Annotated in this window: 21 protein-coding genes; 11 read left to right on the top strand and 10 right to left on the bottom strand. The window is 59.9% G+C overall.

Annotated features, from left to right (window positions below; all coding sequences use genetic code 11):
- Nucleotides 1-19: 19 nt before the first annotated feature.
- The 6 genes from MUN82_RS16640 (at nucleotide 20) to MUN82_RS16615 (ending at nucleotide 5,156) form a co-directional block, all read left to right on the top strand.
- Complete coding sequence (locus MUN82_RS16640) at nucleotides 20-490, top strand: tetratricopeptide repeat protein (RefSeq protein WP_245092269.1); 471 nt, start codon at nucleotides 20-22, stop codon at nucleotides 488-490.
- 182 nt (nucleotides 491-672) lie between these two features.
- Nucleotides 673-1,218 (top strand): hypothetical protein, encoded by a 546-nt coding sequence (locus MUN82_RS16635; protein WP_245092267.1) that lies wholly within the window; start codon nucleotides 673-675, stop codon nucleotides 1,216-1,218.
- A gap of 135 nt (nucleotides 1,219-1,353) precedes the next feature.
- Nucleotides 1,354-2,850: an N-acetylmuramoyl-L-alanine amidase gene (locus tag MUN82_RS16630; protein WP_245092265.1), complete on the top strand. Its 1,497-nt coding sequence runs from the start codon at nucleotides 1,354-1,356 to the stop codon at nucleotides 2,848-2,850.
- Between the two features lie 168 nt (nucleotides 2,851-3,018).
- Nucleotides 3,019-4,422 (top strand): L-lactate MFS transporter, encoded by a 1,404-nt coding sequence (locus MUN82_RS16625; protein ID WP_245092263.1) that lies wholly within the window; start codon nucleotides 3,019-3,021, stop codon nucleotides 4,420-4,422.
- A 36-nt stretch (nucleotides 4,423-4,458) separates the two neighbouring features.
- Nucleotides 4,459-4,599 carry an MFS transporter small subunit gene (locus tag MUN82_RS16620; protein ID WP_245092261.1) on the top strand — a complete coding sequence of 47 codons (141 nt, stop codon included), beginning with the start codon at nucleotides 4,459-4,461 and terminating at the stop codon, nucleotides 4,597-4,599.
- 134 nt (nucleotides 4,600-4,733) lie between these two features.
- The gene (locus MUN82_RS16615; protein ID WP_245092259.1) at nucleotides 4,734-5,156 is read left to right on the top strand and encodes a putative signal transducing protein; all 423 of its coding nucleotides are present in this window, start codon (nucleotides 4,734-4,736) and stop codon (nucleotides 5,154-5,156) included.
- 125 nt (nucleotides 5,157-5,281) lie between these two features.
- On the opposite strand, the gene MUN82_RS16610 is transcribed toward MUN82_RS16615, so the two are convergent.
- The 3 genes from MUN82_RS16610 to MUN82_RS16600 form a co-directional block, all read right to left on the bottom strand.
- On the bottom strand, nucleotides 5,282-5,518 hold the full coding sequence (locus tag MUN82_RS16610) for a hypothetical protein (protein ID WP_187318694.1): 237 nt from the start codon (nucleotides 5,516-5,518) through the stop codon (nucleotides 5,282-5,284).
- Nucleotides 5,519-5,692: 174 nt separating this feature from the next.
- Nucleotides 5,693-6,844 carry a S1 family peptidase gene (locus tag MUN82_RS16605; RefSeq protein WP_245092257.1) on the bottom strand — a complete coding sequence of 384 codons (1,152 nt, stop codon included), beginning with the start codon at nucleotides 6,842-6,844 and terminating at the stop codon, nucleotides 5,693-5,695.
- A 48-nt stretch (nucleotides 6,845-6,892) separates the two neighbouring features.
- Nucleotides 6,893-7,480 (bottom strand): RNA polymerase sigma factor, encoded by a 588-nt coding sequence (locus MUN82_RS16600; protein ID WP_245092255.1) that lies wholly within the window; start codon nucleotides 7,478-7,480, stop codon nucleotides 6,893-6,895.
- A gap of 138 nt (nucleotides 7,481-7,618) precedes the next feature.
- Between MUN82_RS16600 and MUN82_RS16595 the strand changes: the two genes are divergently transcribed.
- Nucleotides 7,619-7,837, top strand: coding sequence for a hypothetical protein (locus MUN82_RS16595; protein ID WP_245092253.1), 219 nt, complete (start codon nucleotides 7,619-7,621; stop codon nucleotides 7,835-7,837).
- Between the two features lie 154 nt (nucleotides 7,838-7,991).
- Here the strand turns inward: MUN82_RS16595 and MUN82_RS16590 are convergent, their stop codons facing one another.
- From MUN82_RS16590 to MUN82_RS16565, 6 genes are all read right to left on the bottom strand, one after another.
- The gene (locus tag MUN82_RS16590) at nucleotides 7,992-9,782 is read right to left on the bottom strand and encodes a hypothetical protein (RefSeq protein ID WP_245092251.1); all 1,791 of its coding nucleotides are present in this window, start codon (nucleotides 9,780-9,782) and stop codon (nucleotides 7,992-7,994) included.
- 45 nt (nucleotides 9,783-9,827) lie between these two features.
- Nucleotides 9,828-12,053, bottom strand: a complete 2,226-nt coding sequence (locus MUN82_RS16585) for a DUF4175 family protein (protein WP_245092249.1) — start codon at nucleotides 12,051-12,053, stop codon at nucleotides 9,828-9,830.
- Nucleotides 12,050-13,636: a BatA domain-containing protein gene (locus MUN82_RS16580; protein ID WP_245092247.1), complete on the bottom strand. Its 1,587-nt coding sequence runs from the start codon at nucleotides 13,634-13,636 to the stop codon at nucleotides 12,050-12,052. Before MUN82_RS16580 ends, MUN82_RS16585 begins: the two co-directional genes overlap by 4 nt.
- Before the next feature lie 37 nt (nucleotides 13,637-13,673).
- Nucleotides 13,674-14,537, bottom strand: coding sequence for a DUF58 domain-containing protein (locus MUN82_RS16575; protein ID WP_245092245.1), 864 nt, complete (start codon nucleotides 14,535-14,537; stop codon nucleotides 13,674-13,676).
- A 56-nt stretch (nucleotides 14,538-14,593) separates the two neighbouring features.
- Complete coding sequence (locus MUN82_RS16570) at nucleotides 14,594-15,571, bottom strand: AAA family ATPase (protein WP_208307620.1); 978 nt, start codon at nucleotides 15,569-15,571, stop codon at nucleotides 14,594-14,596.
- Between the two features lie 106 nt (nucleotides 15,572-15,677).
- The gene (locus tag MUN82_RS16565) at nucleotides 15,678-16,301 is read right to left on the bottom strand and encodes a DUF4159 domain-containing protein (RefSeq protein ID WP_185282138.1); all 624 of its coding nucleotides are present in this window, start codon (nucleotides 16,299-16,301) and stop codon (nucleotides 15,678-15,680) included.
- Nucleotides 16,302-16,561: 260 nt separating this feature from the next.
- Between MUN82_RS16565 and MUN82_RS16560 the strand changes: the two genes are divergently transcribed.
- The 4 genes from MUN82_RS16560 to MUN82_RS16545 all read left to right on the top strand — a co-directional run bounded on the left by MUN82_RS16560 (nucleotide 16,562) and on the right by MUN82_RS16545 (nucleotide 19,459).
- Entirely contained in the window at nucleotides 16,562-17,179 is a 618-nt protein-coding gene (locus tag MUN82_RS16560) for a porin family protein (protein ID WP_245092243.1), read from the top strand.
- A 92-nt stretch (nucleotides 17,180-17,271) separates the two neighbouring features.
- Complete coding sequence (locus MUN82_RS16555) at nucleotides 17,272-17,952, top strand: porin family protein (protein ID WP_245092241.1); 681 nt, start codon at nucleotides 17,272-17,274, stop codon at nucleotides 17,950-17,952.
- A gap of 175 nt (nucleotides 17,953-18,127) precedes the next feature.
- Nucleotides 18,128-18,811 carry a porin family protein gene (locus MUN82_RS16550; protein ID WP_245092239.1) on the top strand — a complete coding sequence of 228 codons (684 nt, stop codon included), beginning with the start codon at nucleotides 18,128-18,130 and terminating at the stop codon, nucleotides 18,809-18,811.
- An 18-nt stretch (nucleotides 18,812-18,829) separates the two neighbouring features.
- Nucleotides 18,830-19,459: a porin family protein gene (locus tag MUN82_RS16545; protein ID WP_245092237.1), complete on the top strand. Its 630-nt coding sequence runs from the start codon at nucleotides 18,830-18,832 to the stop codon at nucleotides 19,457-19,459.
- Nucleotides 19,460-19,521: 62 nt separating this feature from the next.
- On the opposite strand, the gene MUN82_RS16540 is transcribed toward MUN82_RS16545, so the two are convergent.
- Complete coding sequence (locus MUN82_RS16540; RefSeq protein WP_245092235.1) at nucleotides 19,522-20,847, bottom strand: TldD/PmbA family protein; 1,326 nt, start codon at nucleotides 20,845-20,847, stop codon at nucleotides 19,522-19,524.
- Between the last annotated feature and the right edge of the window lie 121 nt (nucleotides 20,848-20,968).

The raw sequence follows: 20,968 nt of genomic DNA, 5'->3' as shown, positions 1-20,968 counted from the left end.
CATCTCACCAGTTTACCTTTTGACCTCCCTCGACGAGTTATTTGCGCAGCTGCGCGTGGCCACGGCGCCAGCCGAGATTGAAGCCTTGCGCGACGGCATCTGGCAGCTGTGGCTGACAACCGGTGAGCAGAAGCTGGACAAGCAGCTAGAGGCAGGAATACGGGCGTTGGCCGCCGAGGAGTATACCCGGGCCATTGCCTACTTCAGCGAGTTGATTGCCGCCCGCCCCGAGTGGGCCGAGGGCTGGAACAAGCGCGCCACCGCCTACTTTATGCGGGGCGAGTACCGCGCTTCCCTCACCGATATTGAGGAAACCCTGCGCCGTGAGCCACGTCATTTTGGAGCGTTGAGTGGCTGGGCCATGATTCTGCGTCAACTTGGTCACCACCGGGGTGCATTGCATGTATTACGCCGCCTCGAAGTGCTGTGCCCGCACTGGCCCGGCTTGCAGGAAGAACTACGCGACCTGCGCGACCAACTAGACAGCTGAATTTCTGATGAGCTTCCAGGAGCGTGCCGCACAATTTGGAACGAATGAAGTCTGGCCTGAAAGCACAGTTGTCTGGTGCCAATGGTGTATGTGCTGCTGTCTGTAGATAAGCTGCGCGAGTAGTGCCAGACGCGGCCGTTGTTGCACTCAACTTGGGGCCACTTACCTGCGTACACGCGCTCATGATGCTACTCCGTACCCTACGCAAAGCCATGGCCCTGGTGGCCCTACCCCTCAGCCTCCTAACGGCCTGCGACAGTACGCCCCGCGAGCGGCAGGCGGCTCTGGAAAAAGGCGTGAACCGGCTGGATACTATAGCCAACCGCGCCGGTAATAAAATAAATGCCGCCGCTGGCCGCGCCGCCCGCTACGACTCTGCGGCGCGGGTTCGCAACCGCCAGCCCCTCGACCCTGCCGCGGAGGCTACCTTCACCACGCAACTGCTGGGCACCTACACAGATATAGGTGCCCTGACGGCTACCACCATTGAGCCGGCTTACAAACAGTTTTTGCAGCAAGTGCGTGCCCAACGTCGCACCTGGACGCAGCGCGACTGGGACTACGCCACGGCCATCTACCGTCGTCTGAACGAACAGCTGCGGGCCGTGCGCTTGGATGTAAAAGGCCGCGACGAAATTCATATCCGGGCGCTGCAGACTGAATTTACAGCCCTGGAAACCGGCCGCGACGTGAAGGATCTAGGTAAGGCTGTGGGTAATAAGCAGTAGGTTGAGCCTGTCATTTTGAACACTTGTTCGGTGGGTTATTCCAACATAACGCGAGGAATAACTCTCAAACTACCTCTACTAAAAGCCTCGCCATATGACGAGGCTTTTCTATTGAAATTCCGTTGCTTACCGCTCATGCTACATTCCTTTTCTGCACGTTTCGCGCTATTCCTATTTTGGTTGCTACCCTTGCTGGCCCCGGCGCAACAACTGATTGAAAGCGCTACCCTGGTACCCGCTGCTGACCAATGGCTGCAACCCGGCGACCGGCTGCAAGTGCGCCTCAAGGGTAGGCCAGGCAGCCGCGTTACGTTCTACCGCGGCCAGCGCCTGACAGAGCTTCCCAACCAGCGCGGCACCTACCAGGCCACGTACGTGGTGCAGCCCGGCGACACGCTGGCCAACCGGCCTGTCACCTTTCAGCTGGTGGCTACCGATAGCACCCGCGCCACGGCCAGCAGCAAAAACCGGGTGCGGCTATTAAACCCCAACGAGCCGCAGTTGGCTCAAACCACCTCCAACCTTTCCTACCTCAACTACGGCCTAGGCGAAGATCGACTGGGCGGAGCCAAAATCGGCTACCTCGACTCGGCCGTGGTGCTGCACCTCACGGGCAGGGTAGGCAACCTCTACCGCGTGCGCCTAGCCGAAACCCAAACCGCCTGGATACCGCAGGACCAGGTGCAGCTACTGCCGCCCGGCGGCTTTGTGCCTACCTCGCTCACCGGCTCCTGGGACGTGCGCGGCGACTCGGTGCTCGACTATGTACGGGTGCCCCTCACGGCCCGCCTACCCTACCGCTCGCAGCTTCTCACCAACCCTGCCCGCCTGGAAGTGGATGTTTTTGGAGCTACTTCTAATACCAACTGGATAACCCAACGCGAAGGCCTGCAAGCCCTCGGCGACGTGCACTACGAGCAAGTGGCGCCCGATGTGTTTCGGATGGTGTTGCTTCTGAAGCATCCGCAAAGCTGGGGGTACCACATTGGCTACAAAGGCAATACGTTGGAAATACAAGTGCGCCGCCCGCCGGCCAAGCTACGACTGCGCGGGCTGGTAGTGGCCGTGGATGCCGGCCATGGCGGCACTAACGTGGGCGCTACGGGTAGCACCGGCGCCCGCGAGAAAGACCTGACCCTGGCCATTGCCCGCCAGCTACAACGGGAGCTAGAGCGCCGTGGTGCCCGCGTGGTGATGACGCGCACCGACGACGCCAGCCTCGAAATCAGTGACCGGGTGCGGCAGCTACGGCGGGCGCGACCCAATCTGCTGGTGAGTATTCACGTCAACTCCTCGGGCAACGCCGCCACGCAGGGCACCAGCACCTACTACCGCTACGTGGTATTTCGGCCGCTGTCGGAGGCGCTGTATGCGCAGATGCGCCGTACTGGTCTGCGCGGGGCCGGCAACGTAGGTAGCTTCAACTTTGGCCTGAATGGTCCCACTGAATACCCCAATGCCCTAGTCGAAACAGCCTTTGTTTCTAATCCTGATGATGAGCGGCGCCTGATTGACCCCAAGTTTCAGCAGGAAATGGCTGCGCGTATGGCAGTGGGCATCCAGGATTTTGTGCGCGGCACACGGGCCAAGGGCCTGAAAGGTTGGCTGTTTGGGAAGCCAGCTATACAGTAGCTGCCGGTGGAAATACGGGCTATAGGTATTTAGCAAAAAATAGTCGTGTCAAATTGATTTTGGCGCGTAAAAGCAGCTATTTACTGGTGCGTACCATTTCAGCAGACTATTGGAAGCGAAATGGTTGCAGTACTCTTCCCCCTTCTCACCCAAATTCCTACCCCTCGTATGGCAGAATCTTCTCTACTGGACCGCAGCCGCACCATAGCGGGCCCGGGCTACAACCGCTGGCTGATTCCGCCGGCGGCGCTGGCTATTCACCTGGCTATCGGGCAGGCCTATGCCTTCAGCGTATTCAACAAGCCGCTGGGCTCCCTCATCAGCGGCGACCCCGCCAACCCCGCCCCCGACGACTGGACGCCCGGCCAGATCGGCTGGACCTTTTCCATTGCCATTGTGCTGCTGGGTCTTTCGGCGGCCGTATTCGGCAAATGGTTGGAAAGGGTAGGGCCACGCAAAGCCATGATGGCCGCTTCCCTGTGCTTCGGCGGCGGCTTCCTGATTGGCTCGCTGGGGGTGCATTTGCACTCGCTGGCACTGCTGTATTTCGGCTACGGCTTTGTGGGTGGCATCGGTCTGGGTATCGGCTATATTTCGCCGGTGAGCACCCTGATTAAGTGGTTTCCGGACCGCAAGGGCGTGGCCACGGGTATGGCTATTATGGGTTTTGGCGGCGGCGCCATGATTGGCTCCCCGCTGGCCGTGGCCCTCATGGACCATTTCAAAGGCTCGGCACCGCAGGGCGTGGCGCCTACCTTCATTGTAATGGGCATCATCTACCTGCTGTTCATGCAGTTCGGCGTGTGGACCATTCGGGTGCCCGCCGACGATTGGGCCCCGGCCGGCTACGTGCCGAGCACTGAGCACAACGCCATGATAACCACCGGCAACGTATCGGCCGATAACGCTATCAAAACCCCGCAGTTCTGGTTGCTGTGGGTGGTGCTGCTCACCAACGTAACGGCCGGTATCGGTGTGCTCGAAACCGCTTCACCCCTGATTCAGAACACCTTCTCGGATGGGGCAATGGGTGCAGGCCGGGGCGTGACGGCAGCCGCGGCGGCGGGTTTTGTAGGGCTCCTAAGCTTGTTCAACCTGCTCGGTCGCTTTTTCTGGTCGTCGGCTTCTGATAAGCTAGGACGCAAAACCACCTACGCCATCTACTTTATCCTGGGCATCATCCTCTACGCCCTCATTCCGACTCTGGGCGCGAGCCTGCTGCTGACGCTGTACGTGGTGGCGGCCTGCGTGATTATCAGTATGTACGGAGGCGGCTTTGCTACTGCGCCCGCCTACCTTTCCGATCTGTTCGGTAAGTACCAGGTAGGGGCCATTCACGGGCGCTTGCTCACGGCCTGGAGCACGGCTGGGGTACTGGGTCCACTGATTGTACATACGCTCAGTGAGCACGCCAAAGAGCAAAACCTAACAGGCGCTGCGGCCTACCAAAACGTATTTTACACTATGGCTGGCGTGCTGGTAGTAGGGTTGCTGGCCAACCTGGCCGTGCGCCCCGTAAAAGAAGAATACTACGAGAAAGGCCCTGTTACCATCGAAGCCGGCGGCCACTAAGCCGGTCTAGTCCCCACCTTTGCTTCCTACCTTAATATGGATTCACGCAACACCTCCACCCCCGAAACCACTTCCAGCGGTGGCTCTCTTGTTTTGTCCTGGCTGTTTGTAGGGGTGCCCCTGCTCTGGGGCATTTCTCAGACGTTCATTAAAGCGCTGGCCCTGTTCAACAGCTGAGCTAGCGAATAACACGCAAACAAAAGCGCACTCTCCGGGTGCGCTTTTTGTTTAGCCAAGTAGGGTAGTTGCACATCAAGCACGCTTCTTCCTTGGCTTTTCTGTTATTTGCTGCCGCCTCGCATTTCCCTGTTATGTCTTCCGTTGTTCCTTCTGCCGACCGCATCATTCTGCTGGCTTCCTTCCCGGATTCCATTGCCGCGCACATAGCCAAGAGCCGCCTCGACGCCGAAGAAATTCCTTGCTTTGTAAGCAACGAAAACCGCCCCTATGGTCCTATTTCGGGTGGGGTGCGCTTGCACGTGCGCCAGCAGGATGCCGAGGCGGCGCGCACGGCGCTATTGGAAGAAACCGTACCTATGACCATCCTACCCGACCCGGATGCGCAGGAGGACGCTGTGCTTACCTGTGCCCGTTGCGGCTCCCCCGACATTGCCACCGCTGAGGTGCGCCCCGGCGCCCCGGCCGCCCCGCGCTTCTTCACCCGCCTTATTTATTCGTTGCGCGGTATTCGCTACCATTGCTTTCACTGTGGCTACGAGTTGCGCGAGGAGTAGCGCGACAAGGAGTTATTGGTCATATTGAGCGAAGTACAACCAACCAGGCGCGTACCCTTCTAATACAAAAAGCCCCGATTACGTGTTGTAATCGGGGCTTTTTGTATTTGCGAAGAGCAGAACGACTAGTTCTTGTCGGCGCGGTTGATGAAGAAGATGGCTACCCCGGCGAGGGCCGCAATGCCCAGTACCAATTGGGTAGACGTGAACTTCTGCGCTGATTTCTGAAGCAAGGAAGCGCCGTTTTTGAACAAGTCCTCCATGTGGTCGTGGTCGCCCTGGAATACGTGGTAGGCGCTTTCAAACGTGCGGGCGATGTCTTCGGGCGTAATTTTGTCGAGAGATTGGATGTCGTTGGCCATAGGAAAGAGTAGAGAGAAAAGTGACGGGAAACCAAGTGGTGTGCCCCGAAGGACGTTACCGGTACTCCTACGGGAAAAGGCGGGCGCAGGCTGCCTCTTTTTGCTGATTTCTGCGGATAGCAAAAAAAAGCTCCGCCGAACGGCGGAGGTTCCAAAACCTTGGAGGGGTCTTTTTTATTCGTACACCTTCACTACAAAAACGTAGTTCTGCAATTTCCGGATTTGCTGGGGGCGGGAAGAGCCGGTCAGCAAATTGGCGCGGGGTAGGGTGATGGGGTGCGCCACGGCCGCCGTTTGCAGTGAATCGACGAGGCGGGTGAGGTAGGACGACTTGGTGGCAAAGGCCGCGCTCTGCACATCCGACTGCTTGCCGCTGACGATGCCAATCAGGTTGCCCCGATCATCCAGCACCGGGCCGCCCGAGTTGCCGGGATTCACCGGAATCGAAATCTGGTAGAAGCCCGTGTCGCCCTCGAAGCCAGAGCGGGCACTCAGGGAGCCGTCGTTGAATACGAGGTCCTCGCGGGGGTATCCCAGCGTATACACCCGCTCGCCTAGGTCGGCGGTGGTGCGCTTGAAGGAGTAGGGCAGGCGACCGAAACCGCGGAAGTCTTTGTCTACAATGCGCAGAATAGCCAGGTCGCGGGTCACATCGGTGAAGACTGGCTCGGCGCGGTAGTGCTCGTGCGTGCGGCTCTCCACCAGCAGCGAGTCGGCGCCCTGGATCACGTGGTAGCTGGTGACCAGGTAGCCGTTGGGCGACAGCGCGAAGCCCGTGCCGCTGAATTTGCCGGGATTTATTTCTTCTGCTTTGTTCCCGTCAATCTGGGTGATGGCGCGGTTCATAGCCCGCTGCGTGCGCTTGATGCGCTCCACCTCTCGGCGCAGCATGGTATAGCCATAGGTAGGAGCCGGCTTTTGGGCCGCCTTCCACCACTCAATACCCAGCAAAGTGCCGAATACGGCCATAATGGCCACTGAAGCGGCTACGGCAATGGTGGCCCGGTGGCTACCCCAGAACTCGCGGAGGGTGCGCTCTACCCCCGAGATATGCACCGTTGGCATCAGCGGGTTGCCGGTTTGATAAGTTTCTTCGGCGGTGGCTTCGGCGTCTAATGTGGCCTGGAAGGCTTGCAGCTTGCGGCGTGTGCTCAGCCGCTCGCCGTAGCCGCGCAGGGTACCGCTCAGCAAGTCATAATCGGTGAGCTGCTGGGCAAAGCTAGGGTCGGCGGCAAGGCGGCGCTCCAACTCCTGGCGCGCAGGCGCAGCCAACTCGCCGGCCCGATAGGATTCAAATAGCGCGTAGTAATCAGCTTCAGTTTTCATACAGGAGGCGGCTGGGTTAGGTCCGCCGGGGTCACGAGGTAAGCGCTGCTAAAATGATTCTTCCTCCTGATAATGAGTGAAAAACAACTTTTTCAGACGCACCAGGCATTTATATTTCTGATTCTTGGCGTTGTCGGCATTGGTGTAGCCAAACTCCGCCGTAAGCTCCTGCATAGACTTATCCAGCAGGTAGAAGCCTTCGAGTAACGAACGGCATGGCTCCCCGATGCGTTCCAGCGCGTCGCCCATCATGGCAAACCGCCGGTCGCGTTCCTGGGCGTCGAGCAAATCCTGCTCGGCCCCCGTTTCGAGGTAGGGCTCGTGGTCGGTGAGGCTGCCGCCAAAGCGGTTTTTCTCGGCCAGCCGTTTCAGCCACAACCGGCGGCACACGGCGTAGAGGTAGGTCTTGATCTGGCAGCTGAGCTCCAAAGAGCCGTCGCGCACCTTCTCGTAGAACACCATTACGCCCTCCTGGTACACATCCTTGGCCTCATCCTCGGTACCGCTGTTTTGCTGTACCAGGTGAAGAATCATGGGGAGGTGCACGCGGTAGAGCTGCGCCAGCGCCCGGTCGTCGCCCCGGCGGATGGCCGCCACGAACTCTGCATCGGTGTAGGAAGGAAGTCCCTTACCCATTCGCTATACTTCTTGATTTAATACGGAGTGGGCTCCTAACGTAACCCATCAAAAATAAATATTCTCCCACTGGGTTACTTTTCTTTGAAGCAGGTATTAAGAGCGTTTTTAGATGACAATATCAACCCAACCCCAAAAATGAAAAACGTTCTGAAAGTATCTGCCCTAGCTATCGTATTCGCTGCTGGCCTCGCTTCGTGCGAGTCGAAGCCCGCTGAAACTACTACCACTACCGAAACCACGACCACCGAGACGGCTCCCATGATGGGCAACGACACCACCGCTATGATGGAAGAAGGTGCTCCGATGACCGACACGACCTCGACCATGTCGACTACTACCACAACGGCTCAGTAGCCTATATTTCTTGCTAGCGTTGTATCCACAACGCCGGCAATGCAAAAGGTCCGTATCTTCCTTCGGGAGGGTACGGACCTTTTTGTTGTAGCCTACCCAAGCAGGCGCAAAAGTAGCATTTACGCAGGAAAGCAGCTGGGCAGGAGGTAGGGTGCTACAGTTTTTCCTCTAGCCAGAGTGTGCCAGCTGCCAGCACAAAGAGCGCCACAAACCAGCCCACTGGCCATGGCTGCCGGGTGGTAGCAGGTGGTAGGTTGTCGGTTGCAACTGTGGTGGACGCCAGATAGGCTTCGGGCTCGGCGGCCTGCCAGGCGGTGGGCGCAAATACGTAGAACCATTGCCGCGTGGTGCCAGGGCCTTGCACTTGGTGCCAACCCGCTGTGGCAGGCCAAAACTGCCCTGTAGCCCACTCTGGTAGGCGCGTATCCTGTTGCAGGGGTAGGCGCACAGCGGGCTGTTGGGCCGTAGTCACGATAGGGGGAGCAGTCGGTAGCGTCGTCGATTCCAGACGTAGGGTAGTGGGCTGGTGTGGGCGGGGCCAGGTCTCTACTACCTGCCACTGGGCTGTGGCTGGCGCCGGCCGGGCCGCAGCAGCCAACAAGCGGCTCCAGAAAGCGGCATAGCCGGCCGCGGCGGTGGTTTGTAGCTGCCAAGGGTAGGTGGCAGCCAGCGTACTCACTACCACATGCCCCAGCCCTACCCGCGCTACGCCCACCACGGGCCGTTGTCGAGCATCCGTAGCTAGAGCGGCACTGCCTGACTGGAGCCGCAGTTCGGCGGCGAGCGGAGCAGCCAACGAGGACGGCGCATTGGGCCAGCGCACGGGCTGGGGAAGGTCGGCGCCAGTGGGGCGAGGTAGCAGGCTAAAGGCAGCCCGGCCGGGTAGGGCACGGGGTAGGGCGCCCGGCTCAGCCAGCAGAAGCAGCCCCACTCCTTGGTTTTGCACAGCTACGCGCACGGCCTGGGCTTCGGCAGATGCTAGGCTAGTGAGCGTGCCGTTGTCGGCCACTACCACATCGTAGCGAGCCAGCAGGGCGGGCGTGAGGCGGCTCAGGTTGTGGGTAGGTTGGTTGAGAAAGGCCGTTTGGGTGAGGCCTTTGCTGACTTGCGTGCGCAGGGCCACGCGGTGCTGCTGCGTGCCCAGATAGTTTTTGAGGAAGTTGAATTCGAAGCCGGGCGTAGTGGTCAGCAGCAGCACGCGCAGGGGTGAAACAGTGGTAACCTCCACGGGCACTGGCTCATGGGCTACCAGCTGCATCCCGCGGCGGACCCACAGCTCGTACTCCGCCAAGCCAGTGGCTTTCGGTGCATATCGAAGCCGAAAAGCGCCGCGGCCGCCTTTCAGTTGCACCGAGTCGCGGGTTTTGCCAGCGGCGCTTAGTCCTACCCATACCGGCGTTTTATCCCCGGCAGCCACAAACGAACCATTCACCTGCAACTCTTTGCCTAGTGCCAGCTGCCGCGGCCATTGCGCCGACCGAAAACCAGTAGTGGCCGCGCTGCCGTGCCTGATTAAATGAAGTGAGTCGGTTACGACGGCAGCATCGGACGGTAAGCCCCGGCCCAGCACATGCAGTTGCCGGAGGTGGGGTAACTGCTCGCGCAGGGCTACCAAGCTGTGCAGGGTAGGGGTGTCGGGGGTAGGGGCTGCGCCGTAGCGCCACAGCTGCGTGCCCTCGCCTAGTTGGCGCAGCACAGCTTGCAGCGAGTCAGGCTGATAGCCAGGCATTAACAAAATAGCCTGCTGACGGCTACCGGGCACGGCGCGGGTAGGCGGGTAGGCTATCAGCCACAGCGCAGCGGCGGCTACGAGGCCCGCTACCAGGCGTAAGACCAGCCGTTGCCGGTTGGGGCGGCGCCAGGCAGCCACACTCAGCCCAACGGCCAGCAATAGGCAGAGGAATAGCAGCGCGTAGAATAGAAACTCAGAGGTGAAAGCAGACAAGGAGCAGAAGTAAAGGCAAATAATCAAACCAAGTGAAAAGCCGCATTACGGCTGCCCCAGTGCTTGCAAATAGCGCCGGGCCAGGCGGTCGGGGGTAGGTGCAGGGGTAGGCGCGGGGGCGGGAGCAGGTAGCAGGGCGGTGAGGGTACGCTCCACCACGGGTAGGCACTCGGGGCAGGGGGCAGGCTGCCCAGCCCGCAGGGCCGCACCCAGTTGGCGCAGGTCGCGCAGGGCGGTGAGGTAGGCACCGGGGTGTTGTAGAGCGGCCTGGGCCAGCACCGGCCCGGCACGGTCGAGCAAGACCGCATCGGCGGCGGTGGTGGGCTGGCCGCGGCGCAGGCGACTCAGCAAGCCCAAGGCGGCCCGCACGGCGGGCTGCGCAGCCGGTGCGGCTACATCGGCGCGGCGCTGGGGCGTAGCGGCACCCGCCAGCTCACCGGTGAGGCGCACGGTGGCCTCAGGCATGGGCGGCGGCGTATAGCCGGCCTTCTTTACGTAGACGCGGGTTTGCTGCTGCACTTCCTTCAGCAGGCGCAGGGCTTTGTACTCGTAGGGTAGGGCCTCGGCGGGGCGGGCGGTGCGCAAGCGCAACTCGGCCTCCCACATCTGGCTGAGTACCACGCTGAGCTTGGCTTTCACGGCGGGCTCCAGAAAATCGGCGGTTTCGGCGTCGTCGTGCTTGTGCATGTATGGGTCCATCAGGGCGGCCGTGGTTTCCAGCGACGAGGGGTTGGCATCCGTGGAAGGTGCGCCGTGCTGATGGCCATGGTCGTGCCCGTCGCCTTCGTGGTGTTCTTCCTTTTCGCCTTCTGGTATGGCGTCGGCCTGGCCAATGCTTTCGTCAAACTCCTCGCCCATAAACTTGCCGTAGCGCATCCGCAGCACCTTTTGGTCGTGCCCGATTTCGTTGGCGCGGCCGGCAAACGTGGTTTGATTCAGTCCTTTGCGCTCCGATAGTAGCTTTTCGGTGTCGATAATTACTTGGCGCTGACTGCGGAAGTAGGCCGGCACCACATTCACCCCCAGCGAAATATCTGCCCCAGAGGCATCCACGGTGGTGTCTTCCCACTGCACTAGGTAGGTATCGGTGCGGGCCATTTGCTGGTGGTTGTCCCAAGCCTGCACGTAGAAGTACACCTCGTCGCCGTAGGTGAGGCCCAACTGGCGCAGTTGCAGGGTGTAGGTGAGCTGGTGCTGGGTAGGCTGACCGCGCAACTGGGCACTGAGGTCGGTAGCAACTTCCCTGAACTTCACGGCCTCGCCCTCGCCCTTGGCTATGGTGGCCACCAGGCGGGCCCGACTTAGGCCGTAGTCGTCGCGCACGGTCACGCGCACTCCCACTTGCGGCTTCTGCCCAAACTCAACCAGGGTATAAGGCTTAGGGGTGACGAGCTGGAGGGTAGGCGTCCGGTCAGGGATAATATCAATAGCATAATCCTCAGAGGTTTGCCCGACAAAGCGCAGCCGGTAGAGCGCCGAGCTATTCACTACCTGTTCGGCCTCAAATGCCAGCGAATCGTCGGGCACAGCTCGGAGAGTCAGCTGTTGCTTGCCTAGCTCTAGCACCGGCGCGCTGGCTCGCCGGCTCACGCGCACCCGCCACCGTACCCGCGACCCAGCCGGCGCCTGAAACGATGGCTGTGCCGCTGCAAAAGCCGCTCGCCGCGTGTAGGCGGGCGGCGTCACCAGCACTTTCAGCTCCTGAATGCGCGGAGCTTTGGCGGGTGCAGGCTTGCCCACAAACCGCAAGGGTACGGCGGGGGCCGTGGCTACCGTGGTTTCTGGCCGCATAGCTGGCTTTGGCAGTAGCCAGAGCACGCCGGCTATTGCCACTAGCAGGCCGCTGATTACCAATGAGGGGCGCCAGGGGGTAGGCAGCAGGGCTGGGGTAGCGGCCGTCAGCACATCCAGGCGCTCGGCTACGTGCTGCTGTTGCAGCTGCTCTAGTAGGTTGAGGTCGGAGGTAGGGCGTAGGAGCAGACCGGTGCTGTCTTCCAGTCCCGGAAACTCCCGATCGAGACGACGGGCCAATAGCTCGGGTCGGAATTGCCATAGGCGTATCAACCACACCACCAGTGCTATAACGCCCACAGCCAACAGCACTAGCAAGGCCGGGCCAAGCTGCGGCCACCGCTCGGTGGCTACCAGCGCCGCGCCGCTGGCCGCCAAAAAGGGTAGCAGAATCTGCACCGTGCGGCGCCCAGCATACGAGCGGGCTACGCGGCGCAACAGGCCCGGCTCAGCGGCAACAGAAGTTACGGAAGGGCTCATACGGAAGCAGTAGCAGTGGAAAGACGCCCGGTAGCGCGCAGAGATACGACCCGCTCTAACCCGAACAGGAGCAGGGCCGCTAGCACCACCCACGGCCGTAGATCGGTAGCGGGTGGAGGAGTGGAAGCAGCGGAAACAGGTATAGCAGTCGGCGCAGCGGTAGTTAGTAGCTCATGCGGGTCGAGGGTGCGCTGGTCGTGAGCCAGCAGGTGGGTAGGCGCTACGGGTGGCTGGAGCAGCGGCAGTAGCAGCCCCGGCAAAGCCGGACTTTCGCCTAGTGCGCTCCAATTGGAATGCAGTCGGGTGTGCAGGTGATACAAGGTGCCTGCGCCCAGCGCTTGCCGGGTAAGGAGCGGCCGGCCCGCGGCATCTTGCCAGATGGTTTGAGCCCGTGCTACCGTCGTCAGCGAGTCGAGGCGCTGAATAGCAACGGCTGTTTGCGTATTAGTAGGAACAAACGTGCTACTAACAGCCCGGCCACTACCGCGCCCTACCTGCCACACCTGCGTACCCGGTGTGGTAGCCTGTTGCCAGGCAGCAGGCAGCGCCGCGTCTTTCAGCCAGATAACAGCATCGGGCAGCGACCCGGCGGGCACTTGGGTGGCAGCCGTGAGCTGCAACGGAGCCGCCAACCCAACGGATACGGCTTGCACTGCCGCCCGCCAGTAGCAAGCCTCCGGCGCATAGGTGGCATCCGTGAGCAGCCACACGCGCACCGGCGTTGTGCGCACCGGCACCATAGTAGAATCTGCTGTGCGCAGCTGGGCGCCGTTGGCTGTGGTCTGATAAGAAATACCCGTTAGGCCTGCCACTCGCACAGCAGCACCATTGGCGGGGCGCTGCACCGTCAGGCGGCGGAAGGTGGTGCCGTCTTCGGTGCTGCGTCCTAGTAGCAGGCGCAGGCTATCGGTACCGACCAGCGCCGCGGCCTGGAGCCAACGGGCCGAGTCAGGGGTAGGCACCAGCTGCCATTGTAAGTTGGCAGGTAATGCCGGACGTGGGCCCTCAAACCGCCGCAGTGCAGCCGTTGAAAACACGCGTAGAGGTCGGACTGGAAAAGAATCGGCGGCTTGCTGAGCGCGCATCCACAGGTTATCAGCCGGAAGCAGTGCCCGGAGCGAATCGGTGAGCGAAGGGGTAGGCGACGCCAGGCGCGCCCAGGTACGAGCAGGCACCTGCGGAAAGCCGCGCCGCAGTTGGCGCAGCTCGTAGCCTTGCTGGCGTAGCGAATCAATGCTGGGGCGCACGGCGGCCAGGACCGGTGAGGTCAGCAGGTCAGGGCTTAGTAACACTTGCCCTCGCACGGGTGGCGCGGGCTCCTGCCAGCTCAGGCCCGCCACGGCCAAAGCCAGCACGCCTACCAGCGCGGCCCGCAACAAGAACAACAGCAACTGCTCGGGCTTCAGGCGGCGCAGACGGCGGTTGGCGGCCGTTTCCAGCCAACGTAGGCTGCCTACTTGTACCACCTGGGCAGGACGCCGGTTCCAGAGGTAGACCAACAGCGGCACCAGCAACCCCAACAGCGCCAGCAAGCCGGCCGTGGGGTGCAATATGTGAAACGCTGATAGTGGCAGTGCAAGCATAGGCGAAGTGGATGTCAGAAAAGAAAGCCCCGTATGATTACCGTCGCTTCAAAAACTCGCGCAGAGCTCGGTCCAGCGGTTCAGCGGTGCTGAGTTGGGCATACTCGAAGCCGTGGCGCCGGGCCTGGGTGGCGGCTTCGCGCAGCCAGCCGTGCAGGTGTTCTTGCCAAGTGCGGCGCTGCTGATCGGCGTTGAGTTGCAGCGTGCGGCCGGTTTCTAGATCTTCAAAAGTCACGGCGCCGCGGTACGTGAAGTCCAGTTCGTTGCGAGCCAGTAGGTGCAACAGCAGTACCTCGCCACTGGTGGTGCGCAGGCGCGTCAGGAGCGTGTCAATCTCCCCATCTTCTTCATACAAATCGCTCACGCAGATGGTGAGGGCGCGTTGGCGCCGGGCCGTAAGGGGTGCCAGCTCGGCCGCCGCCGGAAAGCGCCCGGTGGCAGTCGCGTTTTCGAGGGTATGAAAAATGCGCGTGAGTTGCCTGGGGTCAGCACGGGGCGGCAGGTGTTGCAGGCCATCGGGGCGCAAGATGGTGAGGGCCACGGCATCGCCCTGGTTCACGGCCAGGTAGGCCAGCGCCGCCAGCAGCAGTCGGCCGTAGTCGAGCTTGCTGAGGCCGTTGTCGTCGCGGTGGTTCATGCTGGCGGTGGCGTCCAGCAGCAGGTGCACCGTGAGGCTGGTATCCACCTCCGATTCGCGGATGTAGTAACGATCGGAGCGGGCGGCCAGGCGCCAGTCCAAGCGGCGCAGGTCGTCGCCGGGCTGGTAGGGGCGGTACTGGCTGAACTCCATGCCCACGCCCCGTCGCCGGCTCAGGTGCTGGCCGTGCAAAAAGCCCTCGGCCACCTGCTTGGCGGCCAGCGGGAGGTTGCGCAGGGCGTAGAGTTGTTCGGGGCTGAGCATGGTTTAGTTGAAATGTTATATGCCATCCTGCGCTATGCTCAAGATGACAGGTGAAATCATACCGCCACGGCCTTCAGCAGCTCCTGCACCGCATTATCCGGCGTCAGATTCTCGGCTTCGGCGTTGAAGTTCAGCAGCACGCGGTGGCGCAGCACAGCAGGTGCCAGGGCTTTGATATCGTCGAGGGTAGCCGCGAAACGGCCTTGCAACAACGCACGGGCTTTAGCGCACAGAATAAGGGCTTGCCCAGCACGCGGACCAGCACCCCAACGGCCATAATCCTGGATAAACTTCACCTCCGAGGTGGCCGGACGGGTAGCGCGCACCAATCGGTTTACGAAGCTCAGCAGCTCCGGACTCAGACTTACCTGGCGTACCAGCTGCTGCAACTGCCGAATATCATCGCCGCCCAGCACGGGCTGCACTTGGGCTTTATTGATGCCAGTGGTGCCACTCAGCACAGCCAATTCCTCCTGCTCGGTAGGGTAGCCTATGCGGATGTAGAGCAGGAAACGGTCGAGCTGGGCCTCGGGCAGGGGATAGGTGCCGCTCTGCTCGATGGGGTTCTGCGTGGCTAGTAAAAAGAACGGCTTGGGTAGGGCGTGTTCCTGACCGGCGTACGTCACGTGGCCTTCCTGCATGGCTTCTAACAGGGCCGCCTGCGTCTTGGGCGGCGTCCGGTTGATTTCATCAGCCAGCACCAAACTAGCAAAAATGGGGCCTTCGTTGAACTTGAACGAGCGATGCCCCGTGCCGTGGTCCTCTTCCAGCACCTCGGTACCAAGGATGTCTGTCGGCATCAGGTCAGGCGTGAACTGAATGCGGCGGAACGGCAAATCAGTAGCCGAGGCTAGCGTGCGCACCAACAGGGTTTTGGCCAGGCCCGGCACGCCTTCCAACAGAGCGTGGCCGCCGGCCAGCAGGGCCACCAGCACCTCATCCAGCACCTGCGTTTGCCCCACAATGACTTTGGCAATTTCCTCGCGCAGGGGCGGCAGTTTGGCAAGCAGGCGTTTTACGTCTTGTTCGGTCATATTATAGGGGCGCTCGGTAGGCGCCCGTCGTTGCTGAGGTTGTGTTGGAGTAGAAAGTATATAGCTCGTCGTTCCATGAGTGGTACCTGAAAGGCGCCCCTACCCGTCACGCCGTAAGGGCATACAGTAGAATGTTAACGCCAAATTTGGTGTTGTCCTCAGCCAGAAAGCGCTTATTCCGGAAGTCGTAGTCCCATTCGCAACCGTAGTCTTTGTTGGAGTAGAGCACGCCCAGGCGGCCGTTGGTTTCTACCCCTTTCAGGTAGTCGTGCACCAGGTCGTCGCCCCAGCCGTTCAGCTCGAAGCCGGTAGGCGGTGGGCCATCCGGAAACTTGAAGAACTGCGAGTAAATCGGGTGCGTCTTGGGTAGCTTTTTGAGGGCGCCCGCCCCGAAGCACACACGCATCTGCTCCTCAAAAGAGCGCGCAAATAGCCCATCGATGTCGTGGTTGCAGTCATCTACAAACACGAAGCCGCCGTTGCGCACATACTGTGTGAAGTTCTTCTTCTCGGCTTCACTGAACTGCACCAATCGGTGCCCCGAGAGGTAGCAAAAGGGGTAGCGAAACAGCTCTGGCGAGTCCAGCGCCACCACTTTCTCCTTCTGGTCTACGGGTACTGTGGTGTACTGTACTAGCGAGTGCAGCAAGTTGCTGGGCATTCGCTCATCCACGGCATCCCAGTCGCCGGAGTGGTAGCTGAGCCGAACGAACGTGAAAGGGGTAGGCAAGGGAGAAGTAAGAATTAAGAAGTAAAGAAGCCGAAGCCAAGGAAAGGACGCGACAAACAGGCAGAGGGTGGCATCCGTTTTTGCTAAAAACGCAAAAAAACCGAATGTCTGTTGCAACAGATGCTATTCCCTAGCCGCAATGTACGCCCTAGCTGGTGGTGCCTGCCAAAATAATAGGCGGCGGGATATACTGCGCGGCCTGAGTAACGTTTAAAGGGGCAGTTCACCTTAACAAACGCGACAACCCCATTCTACCAGTCATGAAACAGTTCTTCTTCCTGCTGTTTGGCCTGCTGCTGAGCAGCGGCGCCTACGCCCAACTCGGCGTGAAAGCCGGCATCAACCAATCTGTGCTCAACGGTGAAAACATCGACGGAAGCACTAACTACAAGACTTCCTACCATGCAGGTGTGTTCTACGAGGCCAAGCTGATCGGGCCGCTGTCGGTGCAGCCGGAGCTCCTGTACTCGTCGCAGGGCGGTAATTTTAAAAGCCAGTTTGAAGACTTCGACACCAAAATGCACTACTTCACGGTGCCGGTGCTGGCGAAAGTGCACGTAGGGCCCGTATTTGTGGAAGCCGGCCCGCAGTTTTCGTTCCTGCTTGACGCGACCAAAGATGGGACCCAACGCGTGCAAGGTACAGGCGGTGCCGCATCCTACGAAGATTACAAGCGCGGCGCCACCGGCGACTTCAAGCGCGGCGATTTCAGCCTGTGCGCTGGGGTAGGGCTGAAGTTCTCGGCCCTACTCATCGGTGCCCGCTTCAACGCTGGCCTCAACGACATAAACGATGTGGACAACCTTTCCGGCGTGAACGACGCCCGCCTCAAAAACCGTGTGTTTCAAGGCTATGTAGCGTTGCAGCTCGGGCATTAGCAGCTTCAGAACGACGGATATGCAACGTTTAGGCAACGGGCTGTCTCTGCAAAGAGACAGCTCGTTTGTTTTTACCACTCATATCCATCTATATGAAACAACTCCTATTCCTTGCTGCGGGCGTACTGCTAGCAAGCGCCGCGCAGGCCCAGTTCGGCGTAAAGGCTGGGGCGCACTACGCTACGCTGGCTACCAAAGAGAATGGTAGGACGCGTACCTATTATGAAGGCCAAACTAATGCCAAGGGGCGGATAGGCTATCAGGTAGGCGTATTCTATGAGAAAAAGTTAGTCGGCCGTTTGTCGCTGGTGCCGGAGTTGCAATACAGTCGTCAGGCTTCCGACTTAACGGTATCCAATGGACTTATTCCTGACAATGCTTATTACGCTGACTATCGCCTTACGCTGCACTACCTGAATGTACCCGTGGTGGCCAGAGTGATGTTAGGAAGGTTTTACTTAGAGACGGGGCCGCAAGGAGGTTTATTATTCGCCGCACACGAAAAAGGGTACGAGAGAAGAGTATCTGTTTTCAATATTGGCCATCATCAAGGCCCAAGCAATTTCGATCAAGCCGCTACTGACCATTATCAACGGTTCGATGTGGGCGCGTGTGCCGGCGCAGGCGTGAAGCTGCCAGGTGGTTTCGCAATAGGTCTGCGCTACTCAGCTGGTTTCATTTCCATCAGCCGCAAGCTTGAGCCAGATACCTACGGCGGCAGCCTAAAGAACCAAGTAGCACAAGCATCAGTGAGTTATCAGCTAGGTGGGTAGGGAAGAGATACTTATAGGTGGTTTCTCTAAATAGTGAAAGTCTTGTTGTGTCGGTGTTAGCTGGTGCGGCGGGACTTTCTTTCGTTATAGCCAGGATAAATGAAGGAAACAGGGCTTTTTTGGCGGAAAAGTTGCTGACAGCGCCACTTCACGCATTTTACCCTTTCCTTTATTTATGAATAAAAGTATTACAACGCTGGCATTGTTAGTGATGATGGGTAGCACAGCCGTACAGGCGCAGCACCGCAGAAGCTACAATCAACCAACTACCCAGGTAGGCGCAAAAGTAGGGTTGAACATGGCCGTGCTGGACGGCACCCTCAATCAGGAAACGGAGTTTAAAGCCGGCCCTAGTATTGGCGCTTTCCTGCGTTGGAAACCATCGGCGCGGTTTGCTGTGCAGCCCGAGCTAACTTACTCAGCGCAAGGCTCAAAGAACGTTATTCCCGTAGGACCGGTAGACCTGACCAACAAAACCAACCTAGCCTACCTCAACCTGCCAATCCTGGCCAAGATATACTTGGGTAATGTGGTAAACGTGCAGTTTGGGCCACAGGTAGGCATTCTATTGAGCGGCCGCTTGAAAGGGCAAACCAGCTACACGTCTTCCGGCAGCGGCAGCTACTACACCACATCGGACATGGATGTTGCCAAAAGCTACAGAAGCGACCTGGGCCTCTGCGGTGGCGTGGGCATCGACCTGCCCAGTGGCTTGCTGGTGGCGGCCCGCCTCAACTACGGCCTCACGGATATTGTGAAAGACGAGAACGTTCGGCAACTACGCGAGGCCTACGGCATAGGTGGCTTGCACAACCGCGTGCTGGAGTTTTCGGTGGGCTATGCTTTCGGCGGGCGCTAGTTTCTACATTTTCTGAAGATGATGCGTAAGTATATAGCCAGTATAGTGCTGGGCGCGTGCAGTCTGGCAGGTGCAACCGCACACGCTCAGGTAAGTGGTACTCGCCTGGGCCTGAGGGTAGGCCTAAATAGCGCTACGCTGTCGGGCACCATCAACAGCGAGCCACGTGCTTGCGTGGGGCCTGTGTTTGGTACGGTGGTGCGGTTCAAGCCTAGTAGCCAGGGATTTGCTGTGCAATCGGAGTTGCAGTTGAGCTTTCAGGGAGTCAAGACCACCGGAACACGAAATACCTCGGGGCAGCCCCACACGGCCAGCCGGCGCATTAGCTACCTGAATGTGCCGGTGCTGCTGCGGCAGTACATTGGGAAGCATGTGTACGTAAATGTGGGCCCACAACTGGGTATCATGCTCGGTGCCAGCGACAGTGGTAGTGCTAGCTTCCAAAAGCTGGAAGCGGGTGCGGTGGGTGGCGTAGGCGTCGAGTTTGTGTCGGGCTTTTTTCTGGATGTGCGCTACAACTATGGCCTGACCGACATCAACCGCGACCCCGACGAGCGTCAGTTCCGGCAGCAGCTAAGTATAGGTGGCCTCTACAACCGCGTCGCTCAATTCTCGCTGGGGTATCTTTTTGGCGTGAAGGATAAGTAAAGGTCTCTACACCCCCTACCTCAGAAAAGCCCCGCACCCCGGGTAGGGTGCGGGGCTTTTCGTTACACCGCGTCCGACAGGCTCGTGAAGGTGAAGTCGCGAATCTTGAGCGGCGGTACGAGGTTGCCGCCCAGGCGCTGCTGCTTACCAATGGTTTCCAAGTTGTTCAGCATAATCACCGGCGACTCGTTGAAGCGCAGGTTTTTCACCGGAAACTTCACTTGGCCGTTTTCGATGTAGAACGTACCGTCGCGCGTCAGGCCGGTGAAGAGAAGCGTCTGCGGGTCTACGCCGCGGATATACCACAGGCGCGTTACTAGGATGCCTTTCTGCGTGCTTTTGATCATTTCCTCTAGGCTCTGCGTGCCACCCTCCATGATGAAGTTGCCGGGAAAGGGGGTAGGGGCCACGTTGTTTTTCTGGGCCCAGTAGCGCGAGTAGTATAGGTTGTCGACCTTGCCCTTGTTGATCCAGTTGATGCGCTTCACGGGGAGGCCTTCGCCGTCGAACACGCCGCTGGGCGCGGCGGGGTTGGTGGGGTCGGTGTAGATGGTGACGCGCTCATCGAAGAGCTTTTCGCCTTTCTTGGTGCCGCCTCCTTTCTTGCTCAAGAACGAGCGGCCTTCGTCGGCCGAGCGGGCGTCGAGCGAGTACATCAGGTTGTTGAGCAGACCTTCGTCCGACACCAGCGCGGCGGGCTCTAGAATCACGGTGTACTTACCCGGTTCGATGGCGCGGGCGCCTACCGAGCCAGCCGCTTTACTGGCCGCGCGTTCCGTCAGCACCTTCGCGTCGAACTGCTTCACGTCCGTAAAATCGGCTACGGCATAGCCCGAGCCTAGGCCATCGGCTGTGCGCACCGTCACCGAAAAGTCGACGTAGGTATCGGGTTGGTAGGCTTGCAGGCCCTTGCTGTTGCGCAGGGCCCGGAAGCTGCTGCTGTTTTCCAGGAAGCCAGCGGCCGTGAGCTTGCGCGCTTCGCACAGCGCGATGCTGTCGCCGGCGGCTTGCGCGCGGGCATCTGCCGTATCGGCGGCGGTGCTGGCGGCAAAGGCGTTGGGCGTGAGGTACTGTTGCGGGCCGAGCAGGGGCATGTACTCGGGGTCATCGGGGGCCAGTTTGGCGGTTTCCTCGGCCCGCTGCACGCAGCGTTTCAGGGTAGCGTCGTCAAACTGATTGCAGGTAGCCACGCCAGAACGCTTGCCAAACCGCGACTCCACGGCCAGCGACACGTTATCGGACTTACCCGCCGTACTCACAGCATTGCGGGCGTAGCGGATGTTGCCCGCCGAGCGACCCGATAGCGTGGCCTGGCACTCATCGGCGGTGCTGAAGCTGAGGACTTTTTGCAGAATAGCCTGGGCTTGTTCTTGGGAGAGGATTGCCATGGTAGTTTGTGTCGTTCTGGTGGCGCCTCACCCCCTAGCCCCCTCTCCGAGCAGGAGAGGGGGAACTAGCTTTAGACTAGATTCTAGCTTTTTTAATTCTAGAAAACTAGAAATTAGTCCC

Source organism: Hymenobacter aerilatus, from assembly GCF_022921095.1.
GTDB lineage: Bacteria > Bacteroidota > Bacteroidia > Cytophagales > Hymenobacteraceae > Hymenobacter > Hymenobacter aerilatus.
Note: the sequence above shows the minus strand (reverse complement) of the source record. Positions and strands in the feature narration are given on the sequence as shown.

Bases quoted from the DNA above. Each gene is read 5' to 3' on its own strand.
- MUN82_RS16635 (WP_245092267.1), top strand. From the start codon at position 673: ATGATGCTACTCCGTACCCTACGCAAAGCCATGGCCCTGGTGGCCCTA.
- MUN82_RS16630 (WP_245092265.1), top strand. From the start codon at position 1,354: ATGCTACATTCCTTTTCTGCACGTTTCGCGCTATTCCTATTTTGGTTG.
- MUN82_RS16625 (WP_245092263.1), top strand. From the start codon at position 3,019: ATGGCAGAATCTTCTCTACTGGACCGCAGCCGCACCATAGCGGGCCCG.
- MUN82_RS16620 (WP_245092261.1), top strand. From the start codon at position 4,459: ATGGATTCACGCAACACCTCCACCCCCGAAACCACTTCCAGCGGTGGC.
- MUN82_RS16615 (WP_245092259.1), top strand. From the start codon at position 4,734: ATGTCTTCCGTTGTTCCTTCTGCCGACCGCATCATTCTGCTGGCTTCC.
- MUN82_RS16610 (WP_187318694.1), bottom strand. From the start codon at position 5,518: ATGGCCAACGACATCCAATCTCTCGACAAAATTACGCCCGAAGACATC.
- MUN82_RS16605 (WP_245092257.1), bottom strand. From the start codon at position 6,844: ATGAAAACTGAAGCTGATTACTACGCGCTATTTGAATCCTATCGGGCC.
- MUN82_RS16600 (WP_245092255.1), bottom strand. From the start codon at position 7,480: ATGGGTAAGGGACTTCCTTCCTACACCGATGCAGAGTTCGTGGCGGCC.
- MUN82_RS16595 (WP_245092253.1), top strand. From the start codon at position 7,619: ATGAAAAACGTTCTGAAAGTATCTGCCCTAGCTATCGTATTCGCTGCT.
- MUN82_RS16585 (WP_245092249.1), bottom strand. From the start codon at position 12,053: ATGAGCCCTTCCGTAACTTCTGTTGCCGCTGAGCCGGGCCTGTTGCGC.
- MUN82_RS16580 (WP_245092247.1), bottom strand. From the start codon at position 13,636: ATGCTTGCACTGCCACTATCAGCGTTTCACATATTGCACCCCACGGCC.
- MUN82_RS16575 (WP_245092245.1), bottom strand. From the start codon at position 14,537: ATGCTCAGCCCCGAACAACTCTACGCCCTGCGCAACCTCCCGCTGGCC.
- MUN82_RS16570 (WP_208307620.1), bottom strand. From the start codon at position 15,571: ATGACCGAACAAGACGTAAAACGCCTGCTTGCCAAACTGCCGCCCCTG.
- MUN82_RS16560 (WP_245092243.1), top strand. From the start codon at position 16,562: ATGAAACAGTTCTTCTTCCTGCTGTTTGGCCTGCTGCTGAGCAGCGGC.
- MUN82_RS16555 (WP_245092241.1), top strand. From the start codon at position 17,272: ATGAAACAACTCCTATTCCTTGCTGCGGGCGTACTGCTAGCAAGCGCC.
- MUN82_RS16550 (WP_245092239.1), top strand. From the start codon at position 18,128: ATGAATAAAAGTATTACAACGCTGGCATTGTTAGTGATGATGGGTAGC.
- MUN82_RS16545 (WP_245092237.1), top strand. From the start codon at position 18,830: ATGATGCGTAAGTATATAGCCAGTATAGTGCTGGGCGCGTGCAGTCTG.
- MUN82_RS16540 (WP_245092235.1), bottom strand. From the start codon at position 20,847: ATGGCAATCCTCTCCCAAGAACAAGCCCAGGCTATTCTGCAAAAAGTC.